The 14,294-nt window shown below is 63.4% G+C and carries 13 protein-coding genes; 5 read left to right on the top strand and 8 right to left on the bottom strand.

Going from position 1 to position 14,294, the window contains the following annotated elements; genetic code table 11:
* Positions 1 to 11 precede the first annotated feature (11 nt).
* The 7 genes from JT360_RS04035 to gcvA all read right to left on the bottom strand — a co-directional run bounded on the left by JT360_RS04035 (position 12) and on the right by gcvA (position 8,393).
* Positions 12 to 737, bottom strand: a complete 726-nt coding sequence (locus JT360_RS04035) for an ABC transporter ATP-binding protein (protein ID WP_214470261.1) — start codon at positions 735 to 737, stop codon at positions 12 to 14.
* Positions 734 to 1,696: a branched-chain amino acid ABC transporter permease gene (locus JT360_RS04030; protein ID WP_214470260.1), complete on the bottom strand. Its 963-nt coding sequence runs from the start codon at positions 1,694 to 1,696 to the stop codon at positions 734 to 736. The genes JT360_RS04035 and JT360_RS04030 overlap by 4 nt, the downstream gene beginning before the upstream one ends.
* Positions 1,693 to 2,574 (bottom strand): branched-chain amino acid ABC transporter permease, encoded by an 882-nt coding sequence (locus JT360_RS04025; protein WP_214470259.1) that lies wholly within the window; start codon positions 2,572 to 2,574, stop codon positions 1,693 to 1,695. The genes JT360_RS04030 and JT360_RS04025 overlap by 4 nt, the downstream gene beginning before the upstream one ends.
* A 186-nt stretch (positions 2,575 to 2,760) precedes the next feature.
* The gene (locus JT360_RS04020) at positions 2,761 to 4,065 is read right to left on the bottom strand and encodes an ABC transporter substrate-binding protein (protein WP_214470258.1); all 1,305 of its coding nucleotides are present in this window, start codon (positions 4,063 to 4,065) and stop codon (positions 2,761 to 2,763) included.
* 226 nt (positions 4,066 to 4,291) lie between these two features.
* A complete protein-coding gene (locus tag JT360_RS04015; protein WP_214470257.1) occupies positions 4,292 to 5,722 on the bottom strand; it encodes a hypothetical protein in 1,431 nt (476 codons plus the stop codon).
* A 171-nt stretch (positions 5,723 to 5,893) separates the two neighbouring features.
* On the bottom strand, positions 5,894 to 7,198 hold the full coding sequence (gene pncB, locus JT360_RS04010; protein ID WP_214470256.1) for a nicotinate phosphoribosyltransferase: 1,305 nt from the start codon (positions 7,196 to 7,198) through the stop codon (positions 5,894 to 5,896).
* A gap of 220 nt (positions 7,199 to 7,418) precedes the next feature.
* Entirely contained in the window at positions 7,419 to 8,393 is a 975-nt protein-coding gene (gcvA, locus tag JT360_RS04005; RefSeq protein WP_214470255.1) for a transcriptional regulator GcvA, read from the bottom strand.
* Between the two features lie 210 nt (positions 8,394 to 8,603).
* Between gcvA and speB the strand changes: the two genes are divergently transcribed.
* The 5 genes from speB to JT360_RS03980 all read left to right on the top strand — a co-directional run bounded on the left by speB (position 8,604) and on the right by JT360_RS03980 (position 12,578).
* Positions 8,604 to 9,665 carry an agmatinase gene (gene speB, locus JT360_RS04000; protein WP_214470254.1) on the top strand — a complete coding sequence of 354 codons (1,062 nt, stop codon included), beginning with the start codon at positions 8,604 to 8,606 and terminating at the stop codon, positions 9,663 to 9,665.
* Positions 9,666 to 9,744: 79 nt separating this feature from the next.
* Positions 9,745 to 10,554 carry a transporter substrate-binding domain-containing protein gene (locus JT360_RS03995; protein WP_214470253.1) on the top strand — a complete coding sequence of 270 codons (810 nt, stop codon included), beginning with the start codon at positions 9,745 to 9,747 and terminating at the stop codon, positions 10,552 to 10,554.
* Positions 10,555 to 10,560: 6 nt separating this feature from the next.
* Positions 10,561 to 11,217 carry an amino acid ABC transporter permease gene (locus JT360_RS03990; RefSeq protein WP_214470252.1) on the top strand — a complete coding sequence of 219 codons (657 nt, stop codon included), beginning with the start codon at positions 10,561 to 10,563 and terminating at the stop codon, positions 11,215 to 11,217.
* A complete protein-coding gene (locus JT360_RS03985) occupies positions 11,214 to 11,861 on the top strand; it encodes an amino acid ABC transporter permease (protein ID WP_214470251.1) in 648 nt (215 codons plus the stop codon). The genes JT360_RS03990 and JT360_RS03985 overlap by 4 nt, the downstream gene beginning before the upstream one ends.
* 282 nt (positions 11,862 to 12,143) lie before the next feature.
* Positions 12,144 to 12,578 carry an FKBP-type peptidyl-prolyl cis-trans isomerase gene (locus JT360_RS03980; protein WP_214470250.1) on the top strand — a complete coding sequence of 145 codons (435 nt, stop codon included), beginning with the start codon at positions 12,144 to 12,146 and terminating at the stop codon, positions 12,576 to 12,578.
* Between the two features lie 63 nt (positions 12,579 to 12,641).
* On the opposite strand, the gene JT360_RS03975 is transcribed toward JT360_RS03980, so the two are convergent.
* Positions 12,642 to 14,045: an MATE family efflux transporter gene (locus tag JT360_RS03975; protein ID WP_214470249.1), complete on the bottom strand. Its 1,404-nt coding sequence runs from the start codon at positions 14,043 to 14,045 to the stop codon at positions 12,642 to 12,644.
* Positions 14,046 to 14,294: the final 249 nt, after the last annotated feature.

The raw sequence follows: 14,294 nt of genomic DNA, 5'->3' as shown, positions 1-14,294 counted from the left end.
GTTCGCTTCAATCATGGGGCCGTCCCCAGATAGGCTTCCTGCACCGCCGCGTTTTCGCGGATCGCCTCGGGCGTGCCTTCGGCCAGGATCTTGCCGGCATTGAAGACGGTAATGCGGTCGGCCAGCTGCATGACGACAGGCATGTTGTGCTCGATCAAAAGCACGGTGGCGCTCCTGGCGATCTCGCGCACCAGCTCCACGAAATTGTCGATCTCGCTGTCGGCCAGCCCTTGCGTCGGCTCGTCGAGGATCAAGAGGCGTGGCTTCAGTGCCAGGCCCATAGTCACTTCCAGCAGACGCTGGTGGCCATAGGACAATTGCCCGGCCTGCATATGGGCGCGGTCGGCCAGTCCCGTACGTTCGAGCGCCGACATGACGCCGGCTTTGACCGCGCCTTTCGAGCGGCTGTCGCTCAGCGTGCGCTGCACCGGCAGCGCGACATTGTCGTAGGCGCTGAGATTGGCGAAGACGCTGGTGATCTGGAACGTATAGGCGATGCCCTGGCGGACCCTGATATAGGCCGGCAGGCCTGTGATGTCGGCGCCGTCGAAGACGATCGCTCCCGAAGATGGCTGGATGCGGCCGCTGACCAGGCTGACGAAGGTGGTTTTCCCGGCTCCATTGGGGCCGATCACGGCGCGGATCTCTCCGGGCATCAGGGTGAAGTCGACGCTGTCGACGGCGCGCAGGCCGCCGAAATTGCGCGACAGACCCTTGGTCGTCAAAAGCGGCATCATGGCAGCCACCCGAGCCAGCGCTGGCGGATGGTACCGAGAATACCCTTTGGGAAGAACAGTACCAGAAGGATCAGTGCCACACCGACGATCAGCAGATAGGCGGAGGTGTAGCCGCTGGTGACGTCGATGACATAATACATGAACAGCGTGCCGATCAGCGGTCCGAGCGTCGTGGCGGCGCCGCCGAGCAATACCCATAGCAGCGGCAGGATCGAATATTGCACCGAGGCGAAACTCGATCCGACATAGCCGAACAGCAGCGCGTAGGCGGCACCTGACGCTGCACAGATCGCGCCGGAGACGACGACGGCTATGAGCTTGTTGGAGAAAGTGTCGTAGCCCAGCATCTTCGTGCGCTCCTCGTTCTCGCGGATGGCAACGAGAACGCGGCCATAGCGGGAGCGGACGGTGGCCAGCGTGACGAGCAGCACGAGCGAGAACAGCGCCAGCGCACTCATGTAGCGCACGGTCGGATTGGTGAGGTCGAGCGAGGTCGCACCGAAATTGAGGACGCGCGCCGGCTGCGGCACGACCTGGCCTTGATCGCCGCCGGTCCACACGGCGAAGTAGAGGATGAGGAGATAAAACACCTGCGCGAACATCATGGTGACGATCATGAAGGCAACGCCCGTGGTGCGCAGTGCCAACAGGCCAATGATCAGGGCCAGAACGGCACCACAGCCGAGGCCCACGGCGAATGCCGCCGGCACGTTCCAGCCGAGCTGGATGACGGCAAGGCCGGCGCCATAGAGCCCGGCGCCGAAGAACATGGCGTGGCCGAGGCTGAGCAGGCCGACATAGCCGAACAGCATGTTGTAGCCCATGGCGAACACCGCCAGCACCATGATACGGGCGAGCAGGCCGTGATAGTATTCCGGCAGCAGGAAGCTCAGCGCGAAGAGCAGCGCAATGACGCCGAGATGCAGGGCATAGGCTTTCGCCGGCGAAGCTTCGCTCATCGCGAGGCCGTCCCGAACAGCCCTTGCGGGCGGAACACCAGCACCATGGCGACCAGCAGCGTGGCGATGATCTTGGCCAGCGTCGGCGAGAAGAACATCGATATGATGCCGTCCGACAGGCCGATCAGCACGGCGGCGACGACCGTGCCGCGCAGCGAGCCGAGGCCGCCGATGATGACGACGATGAAGGACAACAGCAGCGGATCCTGCCCCATCAGATAATGCGCCTGGCTGATCGGCACGATCAGCACCGCGGCAATGGCTGCCAGCATGGCGCCAAGCGCGAAGACGCCGCCATAGACGCGGCCGACCGCAATGCCGAAGGCCTGCGCCGTCTCGCTGTCATACTGCGTGGCGCGCATGATGAGGCCGATCCTGGTGCGCGTCAGCACCAGCCATGTCGCGGTGAGCAGAAGCGCGGAAGCGGCGATGATCGACAGCTTGTAGCCGGAATAGCCGAACCACGGCAGAAGGATACGGTAGTTAAAGGGCGGCTCCACCGGCCGCGCCTCGGGACCATAAAAGGTCAGCGCCAGTTGCTGGATGATGTAGAGCATGCCGATGGTGGCGACGATGGTGGCTTCCGGATTGTAGTTGAGCCGGCGCAGCACCAGCCGCTCGGCAATCAACGCGATGGCGCCAACGATCAGCGGCGCAATCACCAGCGCCGCCAGGAAACCGAGCGCCGGATGGCCGCCGATTGCCGTGGTGATCGCCCAGGCGAGCACAGCGCCAAGCATGAAGAACTCACCATGCGCGACATTGACCACGCGCATCACGCCGAACACCAGCGACAGCCCAAGCGCCGTCAGCGCCAGCACGGCTGATGTGACGAGGCCTTCGAGAGCGGCGAGGAGGAGATGGGGTCCAAAATGCATCGGCTACACGCCTAGCGATAGCGCAATCGCGCCCCTTGAGGGGGGTGAGGAGTGGTCCGCGCAGCGGACGGAAAGCCAATTGCTTGGCTTTCCGAACGACGAACGCCCGGAGCGACAGCGGAGGGCCGGGTCCGGCAGGACAGAGGGGGGCGGCTGGGCGCTCACGCTTGCTGGTTCAGCTAAGCCTCACAGCGCCTGCTTCGTATAATCCCCTTCGGCCTCGTAAAGCCCGTCCTCGATCTTGGTCTTGTGCACGACCTTGAGCTTGCCGCCTTCGACCTTGGAGATGTTCTGGATGCCAAAACACTGGTGGATCTTGCCGTTGAAGGTTTTCGGCCCCTGCGGATGCTCCGGGCCTTCGGCGAAAGCGGTCAGCGCCTCGGTCGCCTCGACCAGCTTGGCGCGGTCTTCCGGCCCCTTGTAGCCGGCATCCTCCATCGCCTTCTTGACGACATAGAGCGTTTCCCAGCAGCCGAACATGTGCGCGGCGGTGGAGACGTCCTTGGGGTCGCCGACGGCGGCACCGTTGTCGTCGATGCCGACGGCGGCGCGATAGGCCTTCTGCGCTGCGGAATCGTCAGGCTGCGCATAGCGCGGCGAGCCTTCCCAGAAATGGCTGCCATCGAGGAATTCCAGGCCGGGGCTGTTGATGTCGACGGCTTCCAGCGAATCGATGAAGCCGAACAGCTGCGGCCGGTTGGAGCCGTAGAATTCGCCGAGTTCCTTGACGAAGGTGAGCACCGCCGGACCGACCATGACGTGGTAGATCACCTCGGTCTCGGCCGGGATCTGCGGAAAATATTTCGTGAACGACGATTCCGTCGGCGGGATGGCGATCTGCGCGATGACCTCGGCGCCCTGCGCCTTAAGCGCCGGAGGCAGGTAGTCGCGATGGTCGTAGCCGAAAGCAAAATCGGGGAAGATCTGCGTCACCTTCTTGCCGGCATTGGCCGCGATCCACGGCGCCATCGACTGGATTTGGCTCTTCACATCGGTGATGCCGGGCTGGAAGACATAGCGGTTGAGCTTGGTCGAGGCGACATGGTGGCCTTCGCTGACGACGAAATAGGGTATCTTGGCTTCGCCGGCAGCGGGCGCCGAGCCGATGACGACGTGCGAGAACAGCGTGCCGAAGACGATATCGGTCTTGTGCTGGGTGGCGAACTTGCCGACCACTTCCGCACCACGGCCGGGATCGGTGCCGTCATCCTCGATGATCACCTCGACCTGACGGCCATTGATGCCGCCGGCTGCGTTGATCGCCTTGACCGCCGCAGCGGTGGTCTTCTCGTACCAGCGGCCATAGGCAGCACCAATGCCGGTGCGGTGCGACTGGAAGCCGATCTTGATCGGCGCCGAGCTCTGCGCCTGGCTGTAACGGACGAAACCGGGAGCCACGGCGAGGCCAGCGCCGGCGGCGAGGCCCTTCAGCGCCGTCCGGCGGGAGAGCGTGGTTTTGGAGAGATCGAAAAACCCATTCTTGTCAGTCACGGCAGTTCCCCTGTTTTTTGAGTTTTGACCAATGGCTGTAGCGCGGCAGGCCGCCCCTTATCGGAGGGTCGAAATTGCATGTGTACAAACTAAATCACCAAAGTCGGGACACGGCAATGCTGGTTCGAACTCTTTGTTTTGAGTCAATTCCGGACGGAAAACCGTTTCACACTTTTACTGGAATTGCTCTACGGGAATCCCGGTTTATTTTCCAGTGCAAACGGCTCTACCCAACTGTCGGCGTGGCGAGCAGCCAGAGGCCGAAGACGGTGTAGGCGATCATCAGCAGCGTGAGCGGAAACTGGTTGAGTGCTGCGCGGGCAGGCTGCGGGTGCAGGCGCCAGGCGAAACCGTGGGCGACGAGCACGGCGAGCACATGGCCTGATATGATGGCGCCGGCCTGGGCATTCCACAGCCACCAGGCGGACTCCGCACCGGCGACGATGCCGGCCTCGACCTGCATGTCGGCGGTGCCGAACAGGTTCCAGCCCAGCGCGAACGGGTCGGACAGGGCGGCCATCGCATACTGGCCGTCGACCAGCAGCGCGGTCAGGTAGTGCGCGACGTGGTAGGCGAGCGCGATCGGCACGATCGACCAGACCAGCAGGCCCGCCGCCTGGCCGAGTGGTTGATCGCTGCCGGCAAGGCGCTGGCCGAGGGTGACGGCGAGGAGGAACACCGCTGCCAGCAGCAGGAACGTCAGAACGAGCCCGAAAGTGCCGCTGCCGATCACGGCGGTGCGGCCCGGGAATTCGAGCGGATTGATGCCGAACAGGCCGAGCCAGAAGAAGGTTTTCGACAGGCCGTCGAAGGAGACCGACGACAGGGCAAGCAGCAGGAAGGCGATGCCGCTGGGCGGCAAAGGCTCCGCCGCCAGCAGTTTTGCGCCTGGCCAGCAAAGCCCAAGCCGGCCCTTCTCGTCGCGCTCGACCGGCGCGAAACGCGCCACCATCGAGAAGAAGATCGTCAGGAATTCGCCGCTGCGGCTCCAACTGCGATAGCCGAACGCCAGCATGGCGGCAAAGGTGAACAGCCAGTAGACGCCGGCGGCCAGGGCAAGCCGTGCCGGATCGTCGGGCGCCGGATCGATCAGCTCGAACCAGGCGAAGGCGAAGAATAGGATGACGGAAGGCCAGAAACCGAGCCATCGGGGAAGGCGCCAGAATCCCTCATCGCTTGTTCCGAGCAGGCGCGAAGCGAGGCGCCACGGCCCGCACCATGGGTTCAGCCAGGACCAGAGATCGCCGAAGACACCCTGCAGCAGCGTGACGCCGGCCCATAGCAGCGTCCAGACCACCAGTGGCAGCGGGTTGGAGAGCGGGTCGCGGCTGCCGAAAAGGCCGGCGACGATGAGAATTGCAAAGCCGGCAAAGGATATCAGGCTGATGGCGATGCGGGCGCGGTCGCTGAAGGCGAACAGCGGCAGGCGCCGTCGCCAGAAACGGTCAAGCCAATCCGCCGGCAGCAGCGCCAGTGCGAGGAAGCTGACGGCCACGGCGAAAGCGCCGCCGACGAGATAGTAGCCGGTCGGCAGGAGCAGGACATGGCCGCGATCGGAGGCATGGGCGAAGGCGGGGGTGGGGAGAAGGGCCGCAGGCAATAGCGCCAATGGCAGACGGCAACACTCTACGGCGCCCCCCTCTGTCCTGCCGGACATCTCGCCCTCAAGGGGGGAGATTGGCGACTTCTCCGCCGGGGCTTCCCTTGCAACGCTGGAGATTGGCGAAGGCGAAGATGGCAGCATGATCTCCCCCCTTGTGGGGGAGATGTCCGGCAGGACAGAGGGGGGCGTGAAGGGACTCGAACTATCCATGAGTCCGGTCTCCCCTTACACCTTGACCAGCTGCTCCACGCGATCCTTCGCCCCGAAAATCCTGAGATAGCGCTCGATCTCCTTGGAATCGCCGGTCGCCTTGGCCGGATTGTCGGAAAGCTTCACCGCCGGCCTGCCATTGGCTTCGCTGACCTTGCAGACCAGCGAGATGGCGTCGAGCCTGTTGGTTTCCGTTGGCGCGCAACCCTCGAAATCGTTGGTGAGATTGGTGCCCCAGCCGAAGGACATGCGCACCTTGCCCTTGAAGTGGCGGTAGGTCTCCTCGATGGTCTCGACCTCGAGCCCGTCGGAGAAGATCAGCAGCTTCTGCCTCGGGTCCTTGCCCTTCTCGCGCCACCAGGACAGAATTTTTTCGCCGCCATCGATCGGCGGCGCGCTGTCGGGGCGGAAGCCTGTCCAGTCGGCGATCCATTCAGGCGCATCGCGCAGGAACGCAGCCGTGCCGAAGGTGTCTGGCAGCACGATCAGCAGGTTGCCGCCATAATAGCGCTGCCAGTCCTGCAGCACCTTGTAGGGTGACTGCTTCAGCTCCTTCTCGGAATCGGCAAGGGCCGCGAATACCATCGGCAGTTCGTGCGCGTTGGTGCCGAGCGCTTCGAGGTCGTTGTCCATCGCCAGCAGCACGTTGGAGGTGCCGGTGAAGGCCTCGCCGACACCCTCCTTCAATGCTTCGACGCACCAGCGCTGCCACAGGAAGGAATGCCGCCGGCGCGTGCCGAAGTCGGAGATGCGGATACCGGGTAGCGCCTTCAGCCGCTCGGTCTTGGCCCACATCTTGGCCTTGGCGCGGGCATAGAGCACATCGAGCGCGAACGGCCCGAAGGCCCGCATGGCCGCGCGCGAACGCAATTCGTTGATGATGGCGAGCGCCGGAATCTCCCACAGCGTGGTGTACATCCACGGCCCGACAAAGGTCAGCTCATACTGGCCGTCGCGTTTGGACAGCTCGTAATCGGGCAGCCGGAAGCCCTCCAGCCAAGCGAGGAACTCCGGCTCGAAAATCTGTTTGCGGCCGTAGAAATTGTTGCCACCCAGCCAGATCATCTCCTTCTTGGAGAAGCGCAAAGTGCGGGCATGGTCGAGCTGTTCGCGCAGTTCGCCCTCGTCGATTTCATCGGCAAGCTTTACCGACGTTGTACGATTGATCAGCGAGAAGGTTGCGTCGACCTTGGGGTACATGCCCCAGATCATCTGCAGCATCAAAAGCTTGTAGAAGTCGGTGTCGAGCAGGCTGCGCACGATCGGATCGAGCTTCCAGGTGTGGTTGTAGACGCGCCGCGCAATATCGGTCTTTGCCATATCTCGATGTCGCCTTCGCTGCTCGCTCTTAAAGCGCATTGCCCCGAACAGATTCAGGCGACGCGCTTTAAGTTCTTAAGTTTCATGCATGTCGTTTTCCCAAAACCGCTGCGCACTTTTGGGCGACATGCATTGGCCAAATGCCTCTTAGCATTGAAATTTTGAAAGCGCCTCCCGCTTTGCGGCTGGCCTGACAAAAAGAACCCGCTCCAGTCCAGGGTCAAGAGGCCGCTTTGGCGCCGATGACCTTGAGCGCTGGACGCTTGCGGCGGCTGACGATGCGGCCCGCCACCGGGGCGCCGGCGCGGCCGTCATCCCCGGCCTTCTCGGCGAACAGCCAGTCGATGAACACTTGCACAATCGGCGTCGAGCGCATTTCGTTGCGGCAGACGATGTAGAATTCATCGACAGCCGGCACCGACAGGCTGAACGGCGCGACCAGCATGCCCCTGGCCAGCAGCGCGCTTGCCGTCACCGAATCGCCGAGCGCCACGCCATGGCCGTGCACCGCGGCCTCGGTCGCCATGCGCGCGTCGCCGAGATGATGGCGGCGGCCGCGCTCGAGGTCCAGTGCATCGGCGGCCGCCAGCCAGGTGTGCCATTCGCGGCCGTCATCGCCATGCAGGAATACGTGGTCGGCGAGATCCCTGACGCTGCGGATCGGGCGGTTGTTGATCAAGGTCGGGCTGACCACGGGAAACAGTTCGAGGCCGGACCATTTGCGCATCCAGCAGTCGGTCCAGCTGCCATTGCCATAGTGCACGCAGACATCGATATGCGGCGCCCGGATATCCCTGGGGTCGTTGGAGGGGATGAGCGTCAGCTGGATGTCGGGATATTGCGCGGTGAAGCTGCCCAGCCTGGGCGTCATCCACAAAAGCAGCAAAGCCGGCACGCAGGACACCGAAAGCGCGCCGCTGCTCGCCGGCCGCGTCAGCCGCTGCGTGGCGGCGGCGATGCCGTCGAAGGCTGTCGATACCGCCGGCAAGAGTTCGGCGCCATGCGGTGTCAGTTTGACCCGCTGGCCGACACGCTCGAACAGCTTGACGCCGAGCGACTGCTCCAGCGCCTTGATCTGGTGGCTGACGGCACCATGCGTGACATTCAGCTCACTCGCCGCCTTGGTCAGCGAGCCATGGCGCGCCGTTGCCTCGAAGGCGCGCAGCGGGTTCAGGGGCGGCAGGCGTTTGGCCATCTGGCTCTCCTGAGTTTGTGAGATTTTCTCACAGGAAACACCCTAACAATATCAATTGATTTTTCAATGCGGCTGCCGGACACTTCGGCAGGCAATCGCATTAAGACATGAAATTTGCAGGCGGCAGTGTGACGGCGAACCGGCCGGTCGACGGTCAGTTCGCCTGATATCACCGACGTCCGCGTTGCATCGCTCAGCAGGAGGAACGGAATGGGTTACGATCGTGGCAAGCTCGACGCCTTGCGTCGCAAATATGGCGAGAGCCATGGCGGCGAAATGTTCGACCCAAAATTCCGCAAGGTCGCCGACAAGATCTTCTCCAAGAGCGGCACCAGGCTGGCGCCCTATTCCGGCATACCGACCTTCCTTGCCGCACCCTACCGCGAAATCGCTGCGGAGAACCCGGATTTTGGCGACCTGCAGGTGGCGATGATCGGCGTGCCGATGGACCTCGGCGTCACCAACCGGCCGGGCTCGCGCTTCGGGCCGAGGGCATTGCGTGCCATCGAGCGCATCGGCCCCTACAATCACGTGCTGGAATGCGCGCCGACGCATGAACTCAGGGTTGCCGATATCGGCGACACGCCGTTCCGCAGCCGCTATCGGCTCGAGGCCAGCCATGAGGACATCGAGCGCCGCACCAACCAGATCGTCGATGCCGGCGTCATTCCGCTGTCGGTCGGCGGCGACCATTCGATCAGCCATCCGATCCTGAAGGCCGTCGGCAAGAAGGCACCAGTCGGCCTGATCCACATCGATGCCCATTGCGACACCAGCGGCCTATTCGACATGACCAAGTTCCACCACGGCGGGCCGTTCCGCAACGCGGTGCTCGACGGCGTGCTCGACCCGACGCGCACCATCCAGATCGGCATTCGCGGCTCGGCCGAATATCTGTGGGAGTTCACCTACGAGTCCGGGATGACGGTGGTCCATGCCGAGGAGGTGACCGGTCTCGGCATCCCCGCCATCATCGAGAAGGCGCGCAAGATCGTTGGCGACGGCCCGACCTATGTCTCCTTCGATATCGACAGCGTCGATCCGGCCTTTGCGCCCGGCACCGGCACGCCGGAAGTCGGCGGGCTCACCACGCGCGAAGTGCTCGAGCTGCTGCGCGGCCTCAAAGGCCTCAACATCGTCGGCGGCGACGTCGTCGAGGTGGCGCCGCAATATGACGCCACCACCAACACGGCCCATGCCGGCGCCCAGGTGCTGTTCGAGATCTTGAGCCTGATGGTGTTCAGCCCGGCAATCACCGGTAAGGGTGCCTGACGATCAAAGCCAAGGCGGCCGCCGCGCTGGAGCCGGCGGCCGACCGGAAACAATCAAAGCTTCCAGAAGGGGAATAACAATGACAATCCACTCGACACTGAAATCATCCATCGCCGCCGTCCTGGTACTCGGCGCCACCGGCCTCGGTATCGCCACACACGCCGCCAACGCCGATGCGCTGGCTGATATTACCAAGGCCGGCACCATCAATGTCGGCGTCTTCGCCGACTTCCCGCCCTTCTCCTCGGCCAGCGCCGATATGAGCCTCAAGGGCTACGACATGGACGTCGCCCAGTACATCGCCGACACGCTCAAGGTGAAGCTCAATCCGGTGGCCGTCACCGGCCAGAACCGCATCCCCTATTTGAACGACCACCGCGTCGATATCCTGATGAGCGTCGGCTACTCGAAGGAGCGTGAGCAGGTAATCGACTTCGCCGCCGCCTACGCCCCCTATTACATCGCGGTGATCGGTCCGGCCGCGATGACGGTGAAGGGCAAGGAAGACCTTGCCGACAAGTCGATCGCCGTCAATCGCGGCACGCTCGAGGACACGTCGCTCACTGCGGTCGCACCAGCCTCGGCCGATATCAAGCGCTTCGACAACTACAATTCGGTGATCCAGGCGTTCATCTCGGGCCAGACCCAGCTGATGGTCGTCGGCAACGATGTCGGCGCGCAGGTTTTGGCCAAGCAGGAAGCGCTGAAGCCGGAGCAGAAGTTCCAGCTCCTGACCTCGCCCTCGCATATCGGTCTCAACAAGAATGAGGACGCCCTGAAGAAGGCGGTCAACGACGCCGTCGCCAAGATGCTGGCCGACGGCAAGCTGGACGAAAGCTCGAAAGCCTGGCTGAAGACGCCGCTCAACCCCGACAACCTCAAGGATTGAGTTTCCGTGGCCTTCGGCTGGCTTCCAGGTGCCGTGGGCGATATCGCCCACGGCGCGGCCACGACGATCCTGCTGATCGCCGTGACCACGCTGGCGGGAACGCTGCTCAGCATCCTCGGTGCCGCGGGACGGCGGAACGGCCCCGTACTGCTTCGCCGGGCCATCGCCTGGTATGTCGAGGTGATGCGCAACACACCGTTCCTGGTGCAGCTGTTCTTCATCTTCTTCGGCCTGCCCAGCCTCGGGATCAGGCTCGATCCCATCCTGGCCGCCATGCTGGCGATGACGCTCAACATGGCGGCCTACACGATCGAGATCGTCGGCGCCGGGCTCGACGCGGTGCCGCACGGGCAGACGGAAGCAGCCCTGGCGCTTGGGCTGCGGCTCCGCCAGGTTTTCGTCAAGATCGTGCTGCCGCAGGCGCTCAAGATCATTTATCCGGCGCTGACCAGCCAGATCGTCATCATGATGCTGGAATCGGCTGTGGTTTCGCAGATCGCGGTGCGCGAATTGACCTATGAGGCCGACATGCTGCAGGCGCGCACCTTTCGTTCTTTCGAGACGTATTTCGTCGTCACGCTGGTCTACCTCTTGATGTCGATGGCCTTGCGAAGGCTCCTGGTCGCAGGAGGGCGCCGCGCGCTCGGGGCTGGCGTGTCATGATCGAGTTCACCCTCTGGGACATCGTGCGCAATCTCCTGCTGGCCACGCGCTGGACGGTGCTGTTGTCACTGGCCGCCTTTGTCGGCGGCGCGGCGGTTGGAATGGCGGTGCTGTTCCTGAGGATATCGAAGAACACATGGAGCCGGCGCCTCGCGTCAGGCTACATCGCGCTGTTCCAGGGAACGCCGCTCCTGATGCAGCTCTTCCTGATGTTCTTCGGCCTGCCGATGCTCGGCCTGCGCATTGAGCCATGGACGGCGGCCGTGCTCGGCCTGACCTTCTTCGCCAGCGCCTATCTCGCCGAGATCTGGCGCTCCGGCGTCGCCGCGCTGCCGTTGGGCCAATGGGACGCCGGCGCCAGCCTCGGCCTGCACTATCTGCAGGAACTCAGGCTGATCATCCTGCCGCAGGCGTTCTCGATCACCCGCGCGCCGACGGTCGGCTTCCTGGTACAGCTCATCAAATCGACCGCGCTGACCTCGATCATCGGCTTCGAGGAGCTGGTGCGGACCTCCAACGCCATCAACAATGCGACCTTCGAACCGTTCAAGGTATACGGGCTGGTGGCGCTGATCTTCTTCGCCATGTGCTTTCCCCTGACGCAATATGCGCGGCGTCTGGAGAAGCGGGTGCCGATGCGCTGAGCCACGAGCACGTTGTGTTGACCGGCATCGACGGCGACTACATTGAGTGATTTCGGTGATGGCTTGACCTGCGCTGAAGGCCGGCGGCGGGCATCATCGCGCAGGCCGCACGCGAATGAAGGCGGCACATGGGGAAGCCGGTTGGCAGCTCCAGCGCTTTACATCTCCAGCCGAGCACCTAGTTTTAGAGTTTCGCGCCGTGCACCTTAGTGCATGGATGATCGAAAACGGGACCGTGACCTCTGGCCGGTCCCCTCAAAAGCTCCCAAAAGGATGACTGCCATGACACAGGCCAAGAATGGCGACACCGTGCGCATCAATTATACTGGACGTCTGGCCGACGGCACTCAATTCGATGCTTCCGGCGGCGAACCGTTGCAATTCACGCTGGGTGAAGGGCAGGTGATTCCCGGTCTTGAAACCCATGTCGAGGGCATGGAGGTCGGCGCGAAAAGCACCGTCACCGTTCCCGCCGAAGCCGCCTATGGCCCCCACCGCCCCGAAGCGGTCATGACCATCGACCGCGCCCGCGTGCCGGATAACATCAACGTCGATATCGGTACTCGATTGCAGGTCAGAACCCGCGAGGGGCGCCCCATGCCGGTAACGGTCGTCGGCGTGAACGACGCCAGCGTCAAGCTCGACGGCAATCATCCGTTGGCCGGAAAGGACCTGGTGTTCGACGTTGAACTGGTCGAGATCGTTCAGGCGGCGTAGTTCCGGCCTCAACGGAATGAATCACGGCTGAAAGTTCGGTGGCGGGCAACCGGCAACGGTCTGTCAATGCCCTAACACCAGCGGCGGTGCGATCCTGTCGCGCCGCAGCCAGCGCGTCAGAAGCAGGGCCGCCACCACGGCCAGTCCAGACGACAGGCCGATCCAGATGCCGACGCCGTGGAAGCCGAAATGGAAGGCGAGCAGCACGCCGAGCGGCAGGCCGACGCCCCAATAGCCGATCGCTGCATAGATCATCGGCACCTTGGTGTCGTGCAGGCCGCGCAGCATGCCGGCGGCAACCGCTTGCGCGCCGTCGAATATCTGGAACAGTGCTGCAAACACCAGGAACGACACGGCAAGCGCGATCACCCTGGCATTGGCCGGGTTGGTGAGGTCGATGAAGGCGCTGATCAGGAGATGTGGCCAAAGGATCATCACCAGCCCCATCAGCGCCATGAACGAGACGCCGATGACAAAGGCGGTCCAGCCGGCGCGCGAAACGCCTTCCGGATTGCCGGCGCCATGCGCAAGCCCGACGCGCACCGTCACCGCCTGGTTGAGGCCCAGCGGCACCATGAAGGAGATCGAGGCGATCTGGATGGCGATGGCGTGCGCGGCCAGCGAATCCGCGTCGATCAGGCCCATCAGCAGTGCCGCCGCGTTGAAGATGGTCACCTCGAAAGCGAGAATACCGGCGATCGGCAGGCCGAGCCGCAACAGGCCCTTGAAGCGCGGCCAGTCGGATCGCCAGAATCGCCCGAACAGGCGATAGCGCCGGAACTTCTTCTCCAGCATCACCACCGCAGCCATGCCGATCAACATCAGCGTTGAGGACAGCGAGGTCGCAAGGCCCGAGCCTGCGATGCCCATTGCAGGCACGCCGAGATTGCCGAACATGAACACCCAGTTGAACAGCGCGTTGCAGGCAACGGCGACGAAGACGATGACCAGCGCCCAGCCCGGCCGCTCCAGCGCCGAGATGAACGAGCGCAGCACGATATAGCCGTAGAACGGCAGCACCGCCCATTCCAGCCAGCGCAGATAAATGCCTGCTTGATGCGCCAGGGCCGGCTCCTGGCCCATGGCCAAGAGAATCGCCTCGCCATGCCAAAGCACGAGCCAGATCGGGATCGAGATCAGGATCGCCAGCCACAGGCCCTGGCGCACGGTGCGACGCAAATCGCGCACCGAATGGCGGCGACGGCCGAGCTCGGTCGCGATCATCGGCGAGGTCGCCAGCATCAGGCCGAGCCCGAAGATCAGCGGCATGAAATAGAGGTTGGCGCCAAGCGCGCCGCTGGCCAGCGTGTCCGGGCCGAGACGACCCATCATCATGACGTCGGTCGCCGTCATCGCCGTCTGGCCGAGATTGGTCAGCACCATCGGCCAGGCCAGCGCCAGCGTCGCCCTGATTTCCTGACGCCAAAGATTTTCCGGCGCGCGAGCGCCGGCTTCGATCGCAGACATTGTTCCGCTCTTTCCAGATACGGCACGTCGGTATCAAAGCCGGAAGCCGCATTTTCAAAACGGCAAAACCTTCGGTTTCGCGGCGTTTGCGCCAGCTTTTGTACGAAACGCGACATGAAGGCAAGGGAGGAGGGGCGGGAACAGATTGAGCCAGAAGATGGTCCTGAGTGCCGAAGGCACGCAAACTAGTGCGAAGCGAGGGCTATTTCACATGCGGGCCAGGGGCTGCTACGGATTGCAGGGACGGGT

The organism is Mesorhizobium sp. dw_380, assembly GCF_018588885.1.
Taxonomy (GTDB): Bacteria; Pseudomonadota; Alphaproteobacteria; order Rhizobiales; family Rhizobiaceae; genus Mesorhizobium.
Note: the sequence above shows the minus strand (reverse complement) of the source record. Positions and strands in the feature narration are given on the sequence as shown.

Excerpts from the sequence above, each read along its gene's own strand:
- speB (WP_214470254.1), top strand. The coding sequence starts at position 8,604 with ATGGGTTACGATCGTGGCAAGCTCGACGCCTTGCGTCGCAAATATGGC.
- JT360_RS03980 (WP_214470250.1), top strand. The coding sequence starts at position 12,144 with ATGACACAGGCCAAGAATGGCGACACCGTGCGCATCAATTATACTGGA.
- pncB (WP_214470256.1), bottom strand. The coding sequence starts at position 7,198 with ATGGCAAAGACCGATATTGCGCGGCGCGTCTACAACCACACCTGGAAG.
- JT360_RS04035 (WP_214470261.1), bottom strand. The coding sequence starts at position 737 with ATGATGCCGCTTTTGACGACCAAGGGTCTGTCGCGCAATTTCGGCGGC.
- gcvA (WP_214470255.1), bottom strand. The coding sequence starts at position 8,393 with ATGGCCAAACGCCTGCCGCCCCTGAACCCGCTGCGCGCCTTCGAGGCA.
- JT360_RS04025 (WP_214470259.1), bottom strand. The coding sequence starts at position 2,574 with ATGCATTTTGGACCCCATCTCCTCCTCGCCGCTCTCGAAGGCCTCGTC.
- JT360_RS03975 (WP_214470249.1), bottom strand. The coding sequence starts at position 14,045 with ATGTCTGCGATCGAAGCCGGCGCTCGCGCGCCGGAAAATCTTTGGCGT.
- JT360_RS03985 (WP_214470251.1), top strand. The coding sequence starts at position 11,214 with ATGATCGAGTTCACCCTCTGGGACATCGTGCGCAATCTCCTGCTGGCC.
- JT360_RS04015 (WP_214470257.1), bottom strand. The coding sequence starts at position 5,722 with ATGTCCGGCAGGACAGAGGGGGGCGCCGTAGAGTGTTGCCGTCTGCCA.
- JT360_RS03995 (WP_214470253.1), top strand. The coding sequence starts at position 9,745 with ATGACAATCCACTCGACACTGAAATCATCCATCGCCGCCGTCCTGGTA.
- JT360_RS04030 (WP_214470260.1), bottom strand. The coding sequence starts at position 1,696 with ATGAGCGAAGCTTCGCCGGCGAAAGCCTATGCCCTGCATCTCGGCGTC.